The sequence below is a fragment of the Rhodoferax sp. genome, from assembly GCF_011391645.1.
Taxonomy (GTDB): domain Bacteria; phylum Pseudomonadota; class Gammaproteobacteria; order Burkholderiales; family Burkholderiaceae_C; genus Rhodoferax.
The window spans coordinates 1-17,552 of sequence record NZ_JAABQC010000056.1 but is presented as its reverse complement, the minus strand read 5'-3'; the positions used below and the strand labels follow the sequence as shown (position 1 = coordinate 17,552).

Annotated in this window: 20 protein-coding genes; 13 read left to right on the top strand and 7 right to left on the bottom strand. The window is 60.7% G+C overall.

What is annotated here, in order from left to right; translation table 11 throughout:
• Positions 1-532 (top strand): biotin/lipoyl-containing protein (locus GPS82_RS08635; RefSeq protein WP_296493392.1); only part of this gene is annotated, 532 nt, incomplete at its 5' end.
• A 62-nt stretch (positions 533-594) separates the two neighbouring features.
• Here the strand turns inward: GPS82_RS08635 and GPS82_RS08630 are convergent.
• Together GPS82_RS08630 and GPS82_RS08625 are read right to left on the bottom strand one after the other, a co-directional pair.
• Positions 595-1,230, bottom strand: coding sequence for a class I SAM-dependent methyltransferase (locus GPS82_RS08630; protein WP_296493389.1), 636 nt, complete (start codon positions 1,228-1,230; stop codon positions 595-597).
• 144 nt (positions 1,231-1,374) lie between these two features.
• Complete coding sequence (locus tag GPS82_RS08625; RefSeq protein ID WP_296493386.1) at positions 1,375-1,797, bottom strand: BLUF domain-containing protein; 423 nt, start codon at positions 1,795-1,797, stop codon at positions 1,375-1,377.
• Positions 1,798-2,002: 205 nt separating this feature from the next.
• Here GPS82_RS08625 and GPS82_RS08620 point away from each other — a divergent pair, with 205 nt between their 5' ends.
• The 3 genes from GPS82_RS08620 (at position 2,003) to GPS82_RS08610 (ending at position 5,140) form a co-directional block, all read left to right on the top strand.
• Complete coding sequence (locus GPS82_RS08620; protein ID WP_296493384.1) at positions 2,003-3,322, top strand: hemolysin family protein; 1,320 nt, start codon at positions 2,003-2,005, stop codon at positions 3,320-3,322.
• A 49-nt stretch (positions 3,323-3,371) separates the two neighbouring features.
• On the top strand, positions 3,372-3,986 hold the full coding sequence (locus tag GPS82_RS08615) for an exopolysaccharide biosynthesis protein (RefSeq protein ID WP_296493379.1): 615 nt from the start codon (positions 3,372-3,374) through the stop codon (positions 3,984-3,986).
• An 83-nt stretch (positions 3,987-4,069) separates the two neighbouring features.
• Positions 4,070-5,140 (top strand): carboxysome shell carbonic anhydrase domain-containg protein, encoded by a 1,071-nt coding sequence (locus GPS82_RS08610; protein WP_296493376.1) that lies wholly within the window; start codon positions 4,070-4,072, stop codon positions 5,138-5,140.
• Positions 5,141-5,152: 12 nt separating this feature from the next.
• Here the strand turns inward: GPS82_RS08610 and GPS82_RS08605 are convergent, their stop codons facing one another.
• Positions 5,153-5,536, bottom strand: a complete 384-nt coding sequence (locus tag GPS82_RS08605) for a hypothetical protein (RefSeq protein WP_296493374.1) — start codon at positions 5,534-5,536, stop codon at positions 5,153-5,155.
• A 310-nt stretch (positions 5,537-5,846) separates the two neighbouring features.
• On the opposite strand from GPS82_RS08605, the gene GPS82_RS08600 reads away from it, so the two are divergent.
• Complete coding sequence (locus GPS82_RS08600) at positions 5,847-6,644, top strand: metallophosphoesterase (protein WP_296493372.1); 798 nt, start codon at positions 5,847-5,849, stop codon at positions 6,642-6,644.
• Between the two features lie 30 nt (positions 6,645-6,674).
• Here GPS82_RS08600 and GPS82_RS08595 read toward each other — a convergent pair whose 3' ends face one another.
• Complete coding sequence (locus GPS82_RS08595) at positions 6,675-7,565, bottom strand: PA4780 family RIO1-like protein kinase (RefSeq protein ID WP_296493370.1); 891 nt, start codon at positions 7,563-7,565, stop codon at positions 6,675-6,677.
• A 135-nt stretch (positions 7,566-7,700) separates the two neighbouring features.
• Here GPS82_RS08595 and rarD point away from each other — a divergent pair, with 135 nt between their 5' ends.
• The 3 genes from rarD (at position 7,701) to GPS82_RS08580 (ending at position 10,279) form a co-directional block, all read left to right on the top strand.
• On the top strand, positions 7,701-8,597 hold the full coding sequence (rarD, locus tag GPS82_RS08590; RefSeq protein WP_296493368.1) for an EamA family transporter RarD: 897 nt from the start codon (positions 7,701-7,703) through the stop codon (positions 8,595-8,597).
• Positions 8,597-9,715 (top strand): DNA alkylation repair protein, encoded by a 1,119-nt coding sequence (locus GPS82_RS08585; RefSeq protein ID WP_296493366.1) that lies wholly within the window; start codon positions 8,597-8,599, stop codon positions 9,713-9,715. The genes rarD and GPS82_RS08585 overlap by 1 nt, the downstream gene beginning before the upstream one ends.
• 135 nt (positions 9,716-9,850) lie before the next feature.
• On the top strand, positions 9,851-10,279 hold the full coding sequence (locus GPS82_RS08580) for a CBS domain-containing protein (RefSeq protein ID WP_296493363.1): 429 nt from the start codon (positions 9,851-9,853) through the stop codon (positions 10,277-10,279).
• Positions 10,280-10,323: 44 nt separating this feature from the next.
• Here GPS82_RS08580 and GPS82_RS08575 read toward each other — a convergent pair whose 3' ends face one another.
• The gene (locus GPS82_RS08575; protein ID WP_296493394.1) at positions 10,324-10,833 is read right to left on the bottom strand and encodes a DUF1993 domain-containing protein; all 510 of its coding nucleotides are present in this window, start codon (positions 10,831-10,833) and stop codon (positions 10,324-10,326) included.
• Between the two features lie 236 nt (positions 10,834-11,069).
• Here GPS82_RS08575 and GPS82_RS08570 point away from each other — a divergent pair, with 236 nt between their 5' ends.
• The gene (locus GPS82_RS08570) at positions 11,070-11,246 is read left to right on the top strand and encodes a DUF456 family protein (RefSeq protein WP_296493360.1); all 177 of its coding nucleotides are present in this window, start codon (positions 11,070-11,072) and stop codon (positions 11,244-11,246) included.
• A 60-nt stretch (positions 11,247-11,306) separates the two neighbouring features.
• Here the strand turns inward: GPS82_RS08570 and GPS82_RS08565 are convergent, their stop codons facing one another.
• Positions 11,307-13,421, bottom strand: coding sequence for a dehydrogenase (locus tag GPS82_RS08565; RefSeq protein ID WP_296493358.1), 2,115 nt, complete (start codon positions 13,419-13,421; stop codon positions 11,307-11,309).
• Between the two features lie 112 nt (positions 13,422-13,533).
• On the opposite strand from GPS82_RS08565, the gene GPS82_RS08560 reads away from it, so the two are divergent.
• Both GPS82_RS08560 and GPS82_RS08555 read left to right on the top strand, forming a co-directional pair.
• Positions 13,534-14,826 (top strand): iron-containing alcohol dehydrogenase, encoded by a 1,293-nt coding sequence (locus GPS82_RS08560; protein WP_296493355.1) that lies wholly within the window; start codon positions 13,534-13,536, stop codon positions 14,824-14,826.
• Between the two features lie 218 nt (positions 14,827-15,044).
• Entirely contained in the window at positions 15,045-15,563 is a 519-nt protein-coding gene (locus GPS82_RS08555; protein ID WP_296493352.1) for a YqhA family protein, read from the top strand.
• A gap of 49 nt (positions 15,564-15,612) precedes the next feature.
• On the opposite strand, the gene GPS82_RS08550 is transcribed toward GPS82_RS08555, so the two are convergent.
• Positions 15,613-16,179, bottom strand: coding sequence for an exopolysaccharide biosynthesis protein (locus GPS82_RS08550; RefSeq protein WP_296493350.1), 567 nt, complete (start codon positions 16,177-16,179; stop codon positions 15,613-15,615).
• Between the two features lie 308 nt (positions 16,180-16,487).
• On the opposite strand from GPS82_RS08550, the gene GPS82_RS08545 reads away from it, so the two are divergent.
• Together GPS82_RS08545 and GPS82_RS08540 are read left to right on the top strand one after the other, a co-directional pair.
• Positions 16,488-16,625 carry a hypothetical protein gene (locus GPS82_RS08545; protein ID WP_296493348.1) on the top strand — a complete coding sequence of 46 codons (138 nt, stop codon included), beginning with the start codon at positions 16,488-16,490 and terminating at the stop codon, positions 16,623-16,625.
• Positions 16,622-17,552, top strand: a 931-nt coding sequence (locus tag GPS82_RS08540; protein WP_296493344.1) for a diacylglycerol kinase family protein, incomplete at its 3' end; no start/stop codon positions are given. The genes GPS82_RS08545 and GPS82_RS08540, both read left to right, overlap by 4 nt.

Below are 17,552 nucleotides of genomic sequence, written 5' to 3'. Positions count from 1 at the left end.
CGACCTGGCCTCTTATTTGATGTACCCCAAGGTGTTCAAGGACTATGCCGAACATCGGCGTGACTACAGCGACGTGTCGCTGTTGCCAACCTCACCCTTCTTCTATGGTCTGCTGGACCGGGAAGAAATCGCCATTGACATCGACAAGGGCAAAACCCTGGTGGTGCGCCAAACCGGCCGCTCCGACACGGTGGACGAAGAAGGCAAGATCAAGGTCTTCTTTGAGCTCAACGGCCAGCCGCGCACGGTGCGGGTGCACAAGGCGGGGTTGGGCGCGGTCAAGGCCAAGCCCAAAGCCGAAGAGGGCAACCCCAAACACGTGGGCGCACCGATGCCGGGCATGGTGGTCACGGTGGCGGTCAAGGTCGGGCAGAAGGTGTCAAAAGGTGACCCGCTGCTGTCGATGGAAGCCATGAAGATGGAAACCATGCTGAGTGCCGAGCGCGACGCCGTGGTGCATGCGATTCATGTGCGCACCGGGGAAACGGTGAATGCCAAGGACTTGCTGGTTGAGCTGACCGTTGCAGCGTAAGCCGCGCGGGACCAGCCCGCAGGGCGGGGGACACGCAGCAGAACGCTCTGCCGCCCAGACTCCTAGGGTGATTCAGGCTTTCGCCACACACTTGCCAGCCAGGGTTGTTGTTCCCGCGGCAGGCCGGCAGGCCGGTAGTAATGCGTCAGTTCGACGAAGCCGGCTTGTGTCAGGTAATTACGCCAGGTTGGCCAATCATAAAAGGCCGCATATCGGTCACCGTTCCAGCCCTCCTGTCCATCGCCGTGCGGGTTCGAGCAAAACAGCACGCCGCCAGGTTTCAATGCCGTATGCAGCGCCCGCAGCACCCGCTGGAGCGCCGGGCTGGGGATATGGAAGAGCACAGCGTTGGCAAACACGCCGTCAAAGCGGGCGCCTGGCAAGTCCAGGTTGAGAAAGTTCTGCTCCAGCACCGGGCAGCCACTGTTCGCCCGTGCCAGTGCCGCCAATTGCGCAGACCCCTCAAGGCCGGTCACGCGGTGACCAAGCGCCTTGAAACTCATCAGATCGCGCCCGGGACCGCAGCCGAGGTCGAGCAGTTCAAAAGGCGAAACCGCCCTGATATGCTTCAGTAGCGCGTCAATGTTCTGGCTTACGTCGTGGTCTCGGGTGCCTTCCCAGAATGCCTGCGCGTTCTGGTCGTAGTACGCCAAAGTCCGCTCGGCAACGCGCTGCAGATCGTCGGGTGTTTGTTGCATCGCCCATTATTCCATGCAGTTTGTGGTGCCGGCGGTGAGGCTCCACACCCGCCTCACGGGAGAGCCACCGGCGCAATACGCCCTTCATTTGCTGGACTTTCAGATGGAATTATTCCCAACGTTGTTGGCATCGAATGCGTGGTCCTATTCCTCAGGGCTTTGAATCACGCTGCCCGACTCAAGCAACTCATCAATGCGCGCCATCACCAGCAGCCCCGTGAAAGAGTAGGGATCAAGCTCAGGCCATTCGACTTTTTTCTGCGGGTCAATGTCAGACAGGCTGACGTGCGCCATGGACCATTTGTCATAGCGCCTCTTGGTGATGCTTTCACAGTGGATCATCTCCACGTTGGTGTGGCGCTTGTCTGTGTAAATGCGTGAATAAAGCTTGGTAACGACGGGGCGTTCTCCCTCAAGCGCCTGCAAGTAAACGCCCTGCCCCTGGCACAAGACCCCGGTGATGTTGTTGGCCTTGTTCCAGGCTTGCGCCCTCTTCAAAATTGAGTTGGTCACATCACTGGTCTGCGGACCCACAGCGGTACTGACATAAATGACGCGAATCAGCATTCTTGTTACTCCTTTGAGTTGGTTGCAGGATGATAGCCAATAGCAGCTGGCATCGGGCAGTTGCGGTCAAAAGGCGTCGCGGTTTTCACGTCACTGCAGATTTCTGGACGATCCTCCCGGAACAGCCCGAATTAAAAACAGAATAGCGGCTGTTTGTAAAATCGCCCGCTGTTCAACTCAATTTGGCGCCTGACGTGCGCCCGTTATGGAAATAGTCATACTTTTCGCCCTCATCCTGCTCAACGGTGCCTTTGCCATGTCAGAAATCGCGCTGGTCACAGCACGCAGGGCAAGACTCCAGAAACTTGTTGATGAGGGCGACAGCTCTGCCATAGCAGCCGTCAAACTGGGCGAAGACCCCACCCGTTTCCTCTCCACCATCCAGATCGGCATCACTTCCATCGGGGTGCTCAACGGGATCGTCGGCGAAGCGGCTCTGGCGCCGCCTTTGGCGCTGTGGATGGTCACCCTGGGCTTGTCCGATCCCTATGCGTCTTATGCGGCGACTGGCTTGGTGGTGGTATTGATCACTTATTTTTCAATTGTTCTGGGCGAACTGGTGCCCAAGCGTCTGGGGCAGTCCAACCCAGAAGCGGTTGCCAGGTTGGTCGCCAAACCCATCAACCTGCTGGCTATTGCCACCAAGCCCTTCGTTCGCCTGCTGTCTGGTTCAACAAGAGCGTTGTTGCGTCTGCTCGGTGTCAAGGAAAGTTCCGGCTCCAGCGTGACCGAGGCAGAAATTCATGCCGTTCTGGCTGAAGGCACCAGCGCAGGCGTGATCGAGTCGCATGAGCACACCATGGTGCGCAACGTTTTTCTGTTGGATGACCGGCAACTTGGCTCGCTCATGGTGCCCAGGAGCGACGTGGTGTTTCTCGACATCAACGCGCCGTTTGAAGAAAACCTGAAACTGATCGACAGCGCGGACCACGCGCGGTTTCCGGTGGTCAAGGGTAGCCTCGACGACATTCTGGGCATCGTGAATGCGCGCCAGTTGCTGTCCCAAATTGCCCACGGGGAAATTCCGGATCTGCAGGCCAAGCTGCAGGTGCCACTGTATGTGCCGGAAACCCTGACGGGCATGGAGTTGCTGGACAACTTCCGCCTGTCCGATGTGCACATGGCGTTTGTGATTGACGAATACGGGCAGGTGCAGGGCATTGTTACCCTGAAGGACCTGATTGAAGCCATCACCGGGGAGTTTCAGCCACGCGACCCCGAGACATCCTGGGCGGTACAGCGTGACGACGGCTCCTGGCTGCTCGACGGTCACATCCCCATTCCCGAGTTGAAAGACCGCCTGGGGCTCTACAGCGTGCCAGAAGAAGAGCGCGGCCGCTACCATACCCTCAGCGGCATGATGATGTTGCTGACCGGCCGTTTGCCCAAAGTGGCGGACAGCATTGAATGGCAGGACTGGAAATTTGAGATTGTCGACATGGATGGCAAGACCATTGACAAAGTGTTGGCCTCCAGCCTGTCCAGGGATTCCATCCGCGCAGACGCAGAAACGAATGCCGGATGACAACTCAGGAACTGGCTTTGAATCAGACCGCTTTCGGCAGCTCACCATCGTGACAAAACCACCGGGCGGTCATGCGCTGTCGACCATTCTTTGGACACTCTCCACCGACACGCAGCGTGAGCGCATCGCCATCCGTGATTTGCTGGTGGCACTTGGCGACCGCGCAACAGGTGCCCTGATATTTATCTTTGCATTCCCCAACGCTTTGCCAACGCCACCCGGCACATCAACCATTTTGGGTGCGCCGCTGATCTTTCTTGCCGCCCAACTGATGCTCGGCCGGGCACCCTGGCTGCCGGCATTTGTGGCCAATCGTTCCATGTCGTCCTCAGACTTTTCCACCCTGGTCAAGCGCATCCTTCCCTGGCTTCAGCGTGCTGAAAAACTGTTGCGACCCCGCTTCACCGGTCTGGCCCTGCCGCCAATGGAGCATTTCATCGGTCTGGTGTCGCTGCTGCTGGCGGTCTTGCTGGTGCTGCCGATTCCCCTGGGCAACGTCCTGCCGGCATTGGCCATCAGCCTGATGGCGCTCGGAGTGCTTGAGCGTGACGGCCTTTGGGTCATGTCCGGGCTGGCGGTCTCGGTGGCTGCCGTGTTTGTGGTCTATGGTGTGGTTTTCGCCATGGTCAAGGCCACCTTGTTTTTCTTTGCCCAGGTCTGGTAGCTAGCAAGTCAGCGACAGGCGGCTTCATGGGCAGTCGCCGACGCCGCATAATCCTGAATCAACTCTCAGCGGAACTTTTCTTCATGGATATTCACCGCAAACCGATACACGAGCGCATCGACTGGTTGTTTGACCTCGCGGACCGCCATGGCGCAAATTTCCGCAGCCCCGAGGTGTGGCTGGCGCGGGAACGCTACATGGCCGAGCATCCAACGGCCATTGCAGCGCTGAAGTGCATGGACGGCCGGATCAATATTGCGGTGGCGACCAACACGCCGGTGGGCATCGTGATGCCCTTTCGGAACCTTGGCGGCATCTTCGATCTCGGTTGGCCGCATCTGGGTGAACTGCTCGCGCACCATGTGCAGCGCGTGGTGAGCCAGGGGCGGCGCATGCTGCTGCTGATCACTTACCATTTCTCGCGCGGCGATCCGCGACGCGGTTGTGCCGGGTTCAATTGCGATACCGCGGCGGCCATTGCCCACACCTATGAAATCCGCCGCCAGGTCGCGCATATTTTTGGCGCCGGCCATGGCACCGTTTATCCGCTGGTCTGCGGCTTTGAAACTGACGAGGACGCGCTGGTCATCCATGGCACAGCCGCCGGGGCGACGCTTGACATGGCGGGGGTCGACGGCGCCGCGCTGCCGGCGCTGGGGCGAACGCTGGACGACCTCTTGCCCGACATGCCGGCGCAGATGCGAGCCGACTTGCTGCCGCTGCTGCACGGTAATGTTGAGCACATTGGCGAGGTGCGCGAGCAGGCGCGCCAGGCCAAGCGCGAGCTCGACATCGAACACCGCGAATGGATGATTTGTCTGGGCCGCGGCTTCGACTTTCTGCACACGCCGAATCTGGCGCTGATCATCGGTCCCTACAGCCCCAACCTCGATGTGCCGGTGCACACGGCCGCCAGCATCATCAAGTCCAACATGGCGGCCGGACGCATTCCAGACGACGGCTTCCTGCTGCTTGCGTCGGTGCCCTACGAGGAGCAGGGGGTTGACCGTGCCCGGGCCGAGCTCAAGAGCCGTTTTCTTTCCGGCTTTGCCGCCGAAGTGATTCGCAAGGACTTTCCCGATCTGGCCCGCACGATGACGGTACGCACCTCGGTGCTGGACTGGCGCTCTCGACGTCTCGAAACCCTTGATTGATGCCGCGAGTGTTCACGCCATTGCCGTGGCGCGCCCGCGCAGACGACCAATGACGAACAAGCCAACGCCGGCCAGAGCCACCAGCACTGCCATTGCGATGGCCCAGATCACCCACAACAAAGGCGCAACCCATTCGAGGAGCGGCACAATCCACGGCATGAATGCTGCGAGCGCTTCGACGCTCCACACCACGCTGGCACGCAGGGTTTCCGCCAACGCGGGGTCCAGCCAAAGCCCGATCCAGGCCGGCATGGGCCATTGGGTGAGCGCCTGCATGCCGCCCTGCAACTGCCCGCCCTGACCGGCCAGCCAATCTGCCAACGCAGCCGACACCGCGATAAAGACGGTCCATAGAAGTGCGACCACTGCAGTCCCTAAAACAAGTAAGATTTTCATGAGCGAATTATCAGTCGATCACCCTGTGCCCGACGGTTCTAAAAAAGCAGCTTTTCTGGAACTGAAACATCGTAAAAAATGAACAAAGGACCAAGCGCCTGAAGTGTATTCTGGCGCCTTACACTTGCTGCCCGTCACCCGGCCCGATCCTCGGACCTGTCTGACAGCTGACCACCCGGAGAACCAATTCCATGCTCAACACCCGAAAGGGAAATGTCGTCCGTCTGGCGTTCGCACCAGGGTTGCTGGCCCAAACCGGCTTGTCGGAAACGGTCTTGACCAGTGATGGCGTCTGTCCTGAAATCGATAGATGAGCGTGTTGCTGCAAATCTCGGACCCGCACTTTGGCACCGAACAGCTGCCGGTGGTCGAGGCGCTGGTGGCGCTGGCCCGGCAGCAGCAGCCCGATCTGCTGGTGCTCTCGGGTGACATCACGCAGCGTGCGCGGCCGGCGCAGTTCAGGGCGGCCCGTGCTTTGGTGGACCGCCTCGGGGTGCCAGTGCTGGCTGTTCCGGGCAACCACGACATACCGCTGTTCGACTTGTGGACGCGCCTGCGCCAACCCTATGCCCGCCACATGGCGGCCTTCGGGTCAGACCTCGAACCCGTGTATTCTTCACCCCACCTGCTGGTGGTGGGCGTCAACACCACGCGGGCCTGGCGTCACAAGCATGGCGAGGTGTCCGGGCATCAAATCGACCGCGTGGCCCGGCTGCTTGAAGGCGCCGGGGCTGCGCAGTTGCGCGTGGTGGTGGTGCACCAGCCCGTGGCCGTGACGCTTGCAGAAGACGTGCCGAACCGGCTGCGCGGCCATGCCGCCGCACTGCAGCGCTGGGCTGCCGCCGGCGCCGACCTGGTGATGGGCGGACACATTCACCTGCCCTATGTGATGGCGCTGGACGGCCTGGCGCGGCCACTATGGGCGGTGCAGGCGGGCACGGCGGTGTCTTCAAGGGTGCGCAAGGGCGTGCCGAATTCGGTGAACCTGCTGCGCTGGGGCGTGGATTCGTTACCCGGGTGCTGCTTCGTTGAGCAATGGGACTTCTTGGCGGCCCATCAGACCTTTGTTTGCGCCAAGGTCACCGAAGTCCGACCAGCCAGGGCTTGACACAGCCGATGCTGTGCTGCCTGCCGTGGCTCAGTGCAAGGTGGCGGCGTTGTTTTGCATGCGCAGCCTGCGCGCGGCGTCCTCGGCCCGGGCGTCGTCAATCTCGCGCAGCACGGCTTGCATGTCAATGCTGGCCTGGCTGCGCTCGAAGCGACCGGTCAGCACCGATTCGTTGCCGAGCAAACCGGCCTGGTACAGATGCCACATTTCGGGACCAAAGTCGGTGGCCAGCAACTCGGGCGCAAACTGGCCAAAGAAGTCGCGCAGGTTGGCCACGTCGCGCAGCAGCATGCGCTGCGCGTGGTTGTTGCCAGCGGCGTCCACCGCCTGCGGCAGGTCGATGATGACGGGGACGTCCTCGCCCTCTGTGCCGTCCACCCCCGCGCTGTGGGCCAGCAAAATGTTGAACTCCGACAAGTCCCCGTGCACCACGCCCGCGCACAGCATGCGCACCACCTCCTTGATCAGCGTGGCATGGTGTTTGCGCGCCTGCTCAGGCGAAAAGCGAACATCGTTCAAGCGCGGTGCGGCGTCGCCATTGGCATCGGTCACCAGCTCCATCAGCAGCACGCCGTCGCAAAAGTTGTAAGGCTGCGGCACCCGCACACCGGCGGCTGCCAGGCGGTACAGCGCATCGACCTCGGCGCTTTGCCAGGCTGCTTCCTGCTCTTGCCGGCCAAACTTGCTGCCCTTGGCCATGGCCCGGGCCGAACGCGAGTTTTTTACCTTGCGGTTTTCGGTGTAGTCCACCGCCTGGCGAAAGCTGCGGTGAGTGGCTTCCTTGTAGATCTTGGCGCAGCGGGTGTCGTCCCCACAGCGCACCACAAACACCATGGCTTCCTTGCCACTCATGAGCTGGCGCACCACGCTGTCGATCAGGCCTTCTTCGATGAGGGGTTGCAGTCTGGCGGGTGCTTTCATTCGGGGCTTTGCTTTTTTGAGGTAGAGGCCGGATTGTCGCGCGCCGGCCATACCACGATGCCTGCCAAGGCCTTGCCCCTAGACTCTGCCCTGTGCCGTATCCTGTGGCAACCAACCCGTGAGCCTCTTCCATCCATGAATTCTGGTGTGCTTTATGCCGCCCTGGCCTACACCGCCTGGGGCTTGTTCCCGATCTTTTTCAAACAGCTTGGCAACGTCAATGCGTTCGAGGTGGTGATGCACCGCACGGTCTGGTCGCTGGCGTTTCTGCTGTGTGTGCTGGCCGTGCTCAGGCGCTGGGCCTGGCTGCGCGGGGTGGCCAGCCAGCCGCGGGTGCTGGCGGCATTTGCGCTGTCGGCCCTGCTGCTGTCGGTGAACTGGTCGGTGTATGTGTGGGCGATTCAGAACGCGCACGTGGTCGACGCCAGCCTGGGCTACTTCATTTTGCCGCTGGTCAATGTGGCGTTCGGGTTTGCCTTTTTGCATGAGCGTCCACGCCCCGTGCAGTGGCTGGCGGTGGCGGTGGCCGGTGCGGGCGTGTTGTGGCTCACGCTGCAGGCCGGGCGACTGCCCTGGGTGGCGCTGGTGCTGGCGGCGACCTTTGGCGTCTACGGCCTGCTGCGCAAGGTGGCCGCGCTGGGCGCGCTCGAAGGTCTGACACTGGAAACCCTGCTGCTGGCGCCGTTTGCCCTGGGGCTGCTGGCGTGGTGGGCCTGGCATGGGCAGGGTGCGCTGGTGCAGGGCGACCCAAGCACCCTGGGCTGGCTGTTGCTGGCCGGGCCGCTGACGGCCATTCCCCTGCTGCTGTTTGCCGCTGGCGCACGCCGCATTCCCATGGCCACGCTGGGCATCCTGCAATACATCTCGCCCAGCCTGCAGATGCTGCTTGGGGTGTGGTTGTACGGCGAAGTTTTTGACCCCGCGCGTGCCATCGGGTTTTACCTGATCTGGCTGGCCCTGGTGGTTTACAGCCTGGACAGTTTGTGGAACAGCCGCAAGCAGCCCGCAAAACAACCGGTCATCGTGAGCTGATGGCTGAACTCCTTAAGAACCAATACGGTGCCGACGTGCCGCGTGCCATTGCCGGCATGATCTCGAAGGTGCATCCCTCGTTCAATAGCTTGCGTTTTGTGAGCGATGCGATTGATGGCTATGACGCGCTTGAACTGATGCCACGTGGCAAGAAAATCGCCCAGGCCTTGCGTCGCCATTTGCCGGACGACTATCCGCGGGCGATGGCGATCCTGCTTGACTCGCTGGACCAGCCCCATGACCGGGACCCCGGGCTGAGCCTGGCCTCGTTTCTGTACCTGCCGCACACGATGTTTGTGGCGCAATACGGCCTGACGCATTTTGAGGAGTCGATGCGGGCGCAGCATGCCTTGACACAACGCTTTACCGCCGAATTCAGCATCCGCCCCTTTCTTGAGCAGCACCCGGAGGCCACCCTGCGCCAACTCGCAGCCTGGACGGCTGACCCGAGCCCGCATGTGCGTCGTCTGGTGTCCGAAGGCACACGCCCCCGGCTGCCCTGGGCACCGCGCCTGCGCCAATTCCAGGCCGACCCGGCCCCGGTGCTGGCGCTGCTGGAGTTGCTCAAGGATGACCCCGAGTTGTATGTGCGGCGCTCGGTGGCCAACAACCTCAACGACATCGGCAAGGATCACCCGGCGCTGCTGGCCAGCACCGCCAAGGCTTGGCTGAAAAATGCCCCTGCCGGGCGCGCCTGGATCGTCGGCCATGCGCTGCGCTCGGCCGTCAAACGTGGTGAGAGCACCGCGCTCGAGGTGCTGGGTTTTGGCCATCAGGCGATGGTGGCTGTGAACCACATCCAGATCACCCCGGCCAGGGTGGTGATGGGTGGCTCGGTACGCATCGGGTTTGCGCTCACCAGCACCCACACCCGTGGGCAACGTGTGCTGGCGGACCTGGCGGTGCACTATGTCAAGGCCAGCGGCCAGGCCAAGGCCAAGGTGTTCAAGCTCAAAACCCTGGCGCTGGCGCCGGGCCAAACCACCCTGCTGGCCAAGACGTTGTCACTGAAAGAGATGAGCACCCGAAAACATTACCCCGGGCCGCACCAGGTGGATGTGGTCCTGAACGGTGAGCCTCTGTGCTTGGGGACATTTGAGTTGCTGAACGACCGATAGGCCTTGTTCAATAGCCAGCGCTTCATGTTGCGGCGAGAGTCACACGCATGTTGAGGACAAATTTGAAAAAGCCAAAACTGTCGCTGGAAATGTTGGCTAAACTACAGAGTCACCTTTGCCATCGTCTGGACATCAATGAAACCAATCTCAGAATTATTGAAGCAGCGTAACTCCACGCTGTATCAAATTGCCCCAACGGTCAGCGTCTTTGACGCGTTGTTAACGTTGGCCAAGCTAGAGGTAGGCGCCTTGCTGGTGATGCAAGACGGCAAACTGCAGGGTGTTGTGTCAGAACGCGACTACACCCGCAAGATTGCCTTGCAGGGTCGCAACTCCAAGGAGACCACGGTTGCCGATATCATGACCCGCGAAGTCATCACGGTTGGGCCAAAAGTCGGCACGCGTGCTTGCATGACCCTGATGAGTCAGAAGAAAATTCGGCACTTGCCAGTGGTGGAAGACGGAAAAGTGCTCGGACTGATCTCCATTCGCGACATCATGGATGACATCATTGCCGACAACGAACAAACCATTTCGCAACTGACCAGCTACATCAACAGTTAAATATTTCTGTCGCTTGGCAATGTTGGTTGCCAGGCTCGGCGCTGCTAATAGGCGCCCATGTAATCGCGCTTGCCGATGTCGAGCCCGTTGTGACGCAAGATGGCGTACGCGGCCGTTACATGAAAGAAGAATTGCGGCAAGCCATAGTTTGACAAATAGACCTGTCCGCTCAGTTTCTTTTCTTTCGGCGTGCCCGGACGCAGCACGATTTCCTTGAGTTCGCTGCCTTGGAACGACGCACTGTCCAATTCCTCGAGAAACGTCAATGTTTTGGTCAGCAGCACGTCAAGGTCAGCAAAGCTTTGCTCGTTGCTTTCAAATGCAGGAATTTCGACACCGGCGAGCCGCGCCGATATGCCGCGGGCGAAGTCCGCGGCGATCTGCACTTGCTTGAGCAGTGGGAACATGTCTGGATAAAGACGCGCCTGCAATAGCGCACCGGGCTCGATTGATTTGGCGGCGCAGTGCGCATCGGCCTTGGCAACAATGGTTTTCAGGGCCGTCAGCATTTGCTTGAAGACAGGGACGGAATTCGTATACATCGGACTGATCATGGGTGCTTCTTTCATGGTTCAAAAGCACGAGGATATGCTGAAAGCCCTGACCCGGCGCATGCCACGGTTGTTTTCGCATCGCACAGCGCGGGCGTGACACCATGAAGCGTCGCCGCGATGCGCTGCAAGCTCACGCAGTGCAAGAATTGCTGGAAAAGTACTTGCCACAGCTTGGATTAGCGTAGCTTGCGGGTCAGACCACTCGCGTAGGGATCGACGATTTCACGCGTGTGGGCGTGCTTTTCATGCCCCTGGTGGGTGCGGCAGTGGGCGAGTACTGGGCGCAAAGAGACCAACAACGCGCTGCCAAAGTGGCTGTCACGACTTGGTTGGGCCTGTTGGTGGGCCTGGTGGCCAAGGACGTCCTGTCGTTTGTGGTGGTTGGGATCGTCCTGGCAGCTCTCTGGCTATGAAGCCATCATTTCCATTTCAGGCGTTCATGCCTTGAAGACTTGGCTGCGTGGCGCAGCTGACTATGGCAAACGGGTGGCTTTGCGTTTTCTGGCTGCCACTTTAAGCGGCTGGCTTGTCTTGACGGCTTTTGCGGTCTTTTGCGCCCGTGCCGCCAAGGCAAGTTCACGCACCTTCTCGATCTCCTCGTCGCTGAATGGGCCGTTGACGCCTGAGATGGCAGCCAGCTTCATGCCGTGTTTGAGGCCCATCTGGTAGATTTCGCGCACTTTTTCCCACTCGATGGCGCGGCCCACGGTGAAGTTTTCAAACCGGCCCTCCAGCGCCAGCACAATGGTTTCCGCCAGGCAGGCATAGACCACGCCCTGCGGCAGGCCGATGTTCTTCATCTGCACGTCGCCGGGCAACTGGATTTCGCCGGACTCGATCACCAACACATCAGGCCGCTTGGCCACCTCGCTGGCGGGCAGGTCGAGCGGGCGGGCCACGTCGGTGATGACACAACCCGGCTTTACCTTCATGATGTCGAGCACCTTTTTACCTGCGCCTGAGGTGGCGGTGACAATCATGTCCATGTCGGCAATGTCCTTGTCGGCATGGGCCGACAAAAACAGTTTGGCGTCCGGCGTTTCCTGCAGGATGGCGTCTTTCAGCGACAGCAGCTTGGCCGTTTCCGGCGACACCAAGTACACCTCTTCCGCCACCATGGCCAGCAGACGCGCGCACACCGAGCCAATGGCGCCGGTGGCCCCGACCACCATGGCCTTGAACTTGACGCGTTGCCTGCCTTTGGGCATGGGCAACAGCCGCATGCGCAAGAGCGCATCGTGCGCCGCCCACAGCGCGCCGGATGCGCTGTAGCTGTTGCCGGTGGTGATGGGCAGGGGGGAGCGTTTGGCCACTGTGACGCCGGCATCCCCCACCACCTTGGTAAACGCCCCCAGGCCCATGATCTGGGCGCCCAGCCGTTTCGCCATGGCCGCGGCATCAAGCAGGCGGCGGTAGGTGAATTCGGGGCTGTGGCGCATGATTTCCTTGGGCGTGCCACCCACCGAGATCAGCCAGCCTTCGACCTCGACGCCGGTGGGTGACTGGATGCCCGACACGCGCGAATAGACAAACGGCGGCGCATAAGCCATGATTTTTTCCAGCGAGTTCATCAGCACGGGCGGCGACACCTGTGACAACAAATCAATCGGCTTGATCTTCTTGAAATACTCCTGCGATAGCGGGTGGATCACAAAGGCAAAGCGGTTCACCCGCTTGAAACCGTTCGGGTAAAGAATGCGTGGCGTCAGCGCCAGGCCAATGATGATCTCCAGGTAGTCGTCTTCCAGCAACTCGTCGGGTTGTTTGCCGGTGGCGGCGCAAATCATGGCATCCAGCAAGTCCGGCCCAATGGTGTGGCCGTGCATGACGGGTGCACCATCAATCACCATGTGCACGCCCTTGGCCGCCAGGGTTTCAATGCGGGTGTCGCTGACGGTGGAGGTGATCACGGTTTTGCCGGCCAGTTCTTCAAGCCCGAATTCATCCAGCTCATGCACTGGCGCCACCACCACGCTGGCTTTTTGCATGGCTTTGCGCAGCAAGAAGCGGGTCCATTCTTTCACCGGGCCGGACGACAGGGCACTGGGCAGGCTCCAGTCTTTCACGTAATGGGCGCCGCTGGCATAAAGCTGCAGGGCCTGCAATGAGGTCAGCAGCTTGGGCACGCCGAGCTGATTCAGGGGGTCGGCAAAGGCCAGGTTGTCGGTGTACTCGGCCATCGACATGGCCAGTTTGTAGTGCTTCAGGCCCGAGAAAAACAGCGTGCGCGCGTTGTTGAAATAGTTGCCCAACTCCACCTGCGCGTGGCGCACCGCCCATTCCTGCAAGATGTCGTTGAGCGGTCCGCCCAGGGTCACCGGCGCCTTGTGCACCACCGCTTTCAACCGGGCGCTGTCGGCGTCAATGAACTTGTAGGCGCCTGCCTTGTAGCCGTCCTTGAGTACGCCCAGGCCAATGGCGGCGGCGCGTTTGTCCCAGTATTTGAGCAATCGGGTGGCTTTGGCCAGATTGCCATCGGTGCCAAAGCGGCGCACTTGCAGGTGCGCGCCGAGAAAATGGGTGCTGAACTCGAAGTCATGCGCACTGCTGCCCAGACTGATGCCGACCACGGTTTTGACGCTGTTCATGTAGCTTGCCTTGAGTTGGAGTGAAACGACTAAAACAATTGTTCCACAAGAGGCATCATCAGAACTTCGATTTGCTCAAACACGAGCTCGCTTTTTTAGAGGATGTTCTTTTATGTTTGCAAACCTTTTGACCAGCGCGGCCCGCTCAGTCGGGCTTTCCACGGTGATGCGTGCCGCCGGCGTGTTGACCCGCCTGCTGCCTATTTCGCAGCCCACCATGTTGGTTGGCCCCGGTGCCAGCGCACGGCTCGGCCAGGCCATCAATGACTTTGGTCACCAGAAGGTGCTGATCGTCACTGACGCCATGATCACCCGGCTTGGTCTGACCGCGCCTTTGATCCAGGCCTTGACTGCAGGTGGCACGCGTTTTGTGGTGTTCGATGCCATCAGCGCCGACGCGCCGGTGGAACAAATTGAGCAAGGCATGGCGTTCCTGAATGCCGAAGGGTGCGATGCCGTCGTGGCCTTTGGCGGCGGCTCGGCCATGGACGCCGCCAAAACCATGGCACTGGCCGTGGCCAACCACAAGCACCCGCGTGAGTTGGTGGGTTACTTCAAGGGCTGGCGCGCACCGTTGCCGCTTTATGCGGTGCCCACCACGGCGGGCACCGGCTCTGAGGTGACCGTGGCCGCCGTGGTGTCCGACCCCGAACACCACCGCAAGCTGGTGATTGCCGACACCCGCCTGGTGCCACGCATGGCGGCGCTTGACCCGAATTTGATGCTCGGCCTGCCGCCTGACATCACCGCCGCCACCGGGATGGATGCGCTCACCCACGCCATCGAGGCTTACATTGGCCATTGGGGCACTGACTACAGCGACCGCATGGCGCTGTCGGCCGTGACCATGATTTACAAGAATCTGACTCTGGTTTACGTCAACGGGCAAGACCTGGCGGCACGTGAAAAAATGGCGTTGGCTGCCAACTACGCAGGTCAGGCGTTTACCCGCGCCAATGTGGGTTATGTGCACGCCATTTCGCACCAGCTGGGCGGTCTGTACCACACGCCGCACGGGCTGGCCAACGCCATCATGTTGCCGCATGTGTTGCGCTTTTTGAGCCCGGCCATCACGGCCAAACTGGCGGTCTTGGCCTTGCGCGCCAAAGTCGGAAAGAAGAACGACTCTGAAGCCGTGCTGGCGCAGAAATTCCTCGATTCGATTGATGCCATGAACGCCCGCCTGGGTATTCCCGCCACACTTGACGCGCTGCGCGAAAAAGACATTGTTGCGCTGGCACGTGCCGCCTGCCGCGAAGCGGATACCAACTACCCGGTACCACTGTACCTGTCACAGGCCGAGTGCGAGGCCGTCATTCGCAAGGTGTTGCCGGCGCACCCGCCATCAAAGCCAAAGGTCCGCAAGATCGCCACAAAGAGAAAGTCACAAGCGACGGTTGGGTAAACGCGCTGCCAAAGTGGCGTTTGCGACTTGGTTGGGCCTGTTGGTGGGCATGGTGGCCAAGGTCGTGCTGTCGTTTGTGATGGTTGGGATCATCCTGGTAGCTCTCTGGCTATGAAGCCACCTCCCTTCCCTGCAGCCCTCGCTTTGATCTTGGCAAAGCCCCGTTCCGGGCAGGGCGTTGTTTAGAATCACAGTATTATTACCAAGGGGTCTAGATAGTGGAAAAGCTTTTATCGGGGGTTGGCTCGCTGCTTTATGGCATGCGTTTCACCATGCTGTTCTTTTATATCGGCCTGGTGGCGATCATTTTCGGGATTTTGGGCAAGTTCCTGCTGGAAACCTACAAGCTGATGAGCACCTTGCTGTTTGGCCATTTGGAAAAGATCGACCTGATCATCAAGGTGCTTGAACTGGTGGACATGACGATGGTGGCGCAACTCGTTTGGGTGGTGGCGCTGGCAGGCGTTTCGCTTTTTGTGACCACCGGACACTTTGACAAAAAGGACATCAAAAAGCCAGACTGGCTGGACCACGTCAACACCTATAACCTCAAGTTAAAACTCGCATTTGCCATCATCTCCATTTCAGGCGTTCATGCCTTGAAGACTTATCTGAGTGGTGAGCTGACGATCGAAAACATTCAGATCGTCACCATGGTGGCGGTCATCCACTTCACGTTCGTGCTGTCAGCGGTGGGCATCTCCTATGCCGAACGGATGACCAGGGATCACAAGTGAATCTGGCCTTGGCGAACGCCCATGGGTTGTCTTCGCCGGGGACCTGGATTCAACTCGTGGCCCAGGCAAGCAGGTCGACGGCCACCACGGAACCACCCCACCAGAGCAGCATTACCGAGGCCATCGCGGCGGCGGTGACGCCGTAGCCCGCCAGCAGCATCAGGCCGTCGCGCAGACGCAGGCCCCAGGTCATCAGGACGATGGCCAGCGCGGGCAGCACATTGTCAAATGTGATCACCGGGACAGGAACCACCATGGCCAGCCCGGCGGCGGCCAGCACCAGCCCGTTGAGCAGGCGGGAGGGCTTGTTGCTCAAGGGCAGCATGCGCGGCCGCCCCATGCGCCCAATGACGCGAACCGCCCGCTGAGACATGCTGGCCAGCGCGGCTTTGACGCGCGCACTCAACTCGCGCTTGCCGAGCCAGCCCGGCAACGCGACCGCTTGACCCATGCACAGCCCGAACGCCACCAACAGGCACAAAGCGCCCACCGCTGAGGCCATGCCGGGCAAGGCAATGGGAAATAGCAGCGGCATGGCCAGCAAACCCAGCCAGACCAGCTGTTGCCGGGCACCCTTGCCCACGGTGTCGGCCACCGTATCGCCTATTGCGGCCAAGTGGGCCGACGCAATCCGGTCCACCGTCGATCGGCGTCTGGCCTTGCGGCATGCCGAGTCGTGCGCGGGTGACGGGGGCTGGGGTGACGAAGATTCAAACAACTTGGGGCGCACTGTTTCTTTTCAAGGATGAAGTGCTTAACAGTACGTGACTCAACAGTTCTTGAAAAGAAGGTTTTACATGTTCCAAACATCGAAAAAAACTGACCCATCAACCCTGTTTCGCCCGCACACTGCCAGCTGCGTCGACCCGAATGCGCAGCCACCTGCCGCGCACCCGGCGTTGCCCCCTTTAGAAAAGCTGCCCCATGCCCAACATCCGACACACCAACACCGTTCAGATTGAGTTTTCGCCCGGTTGGCTGGTGCTCTATGACGCGCCCGGGCCCGACCGCCGGGATGGCCAGCACACGGTTTTTGGCAACCTGTTACGGCACAACCAATGACTTGTGGCCTGCATTTTGACCCTACGGCTTCATTGCTGTTTGTCATCAACGCGTCTTCGGGCGCCCAGGACATTGATGCCAAATGCGGGGTGATTGAATCTGCCCTGTCATTGGGTGGGCGCCGGGGCGAGTTGCTGGTGTGCCGTCCGGCAGAGCTGCAGCGGGTGGCCACCGAGGCAGCCGCAAAGGCAGTGGCACGCGGCTCAGCGGTGGTTGCGGTGGGCGGCGACGGCAGCCTCAACACCGTGGCACAGGCGGCACACGCGGCCGGTTGTGCCATGGGTGTCATCCCGTACGGCACGTTCAACTACTTCGCCCGCACGCACGGCATTCCCACCGATCCGGCCGCTGCTGCACGGCTGCTGCTGGATGCGCAACCCAGCCCGGTTCAGGTGGCGGCCATCAACGACCGCCTGTTTCTGGTCAACGCCAGCCTGGGGGTGTACCCCGAGTTGCTGCAAGACCGCGAGGTTTACAAAGCCCGCTTTGGTCGCAGCCGCTGGGTGGCATTGGTGGCGGCCTTTGCCACCTTGCTGCGCGCGCAGCGCCGGCTGCGCCTGCACATCGAAATGGGTGCCACGACTCGCGACGTGCAAACCTTGACGCTTTTTGTGGGCAACAACCGGCTGCAACTGGCGCAGCTGGGCGCCGAGCCCACCGACACCCTGGCCGGCACGCCTGGCCACGGCAGCATGGCCGCGTTGATGTTGCGGCCCATTGGCACGCTGGCCATGATCCGGCTCATGCTGCACGGGGCCATGGGCACGCTGGGGGAGGCCGCCGGGGTGGAAAGCTTTGAGTTCCACCACATGGTGGTCAGGCCCAGGCTGGCACCCGGGGGCAAAGAAGTGGTGGTGGCGTTCGACGGCGAGGTGGCGCGCATGCACTCGCCCATTGACATCCGTGTGCTCGACAAGCCCTTGTACC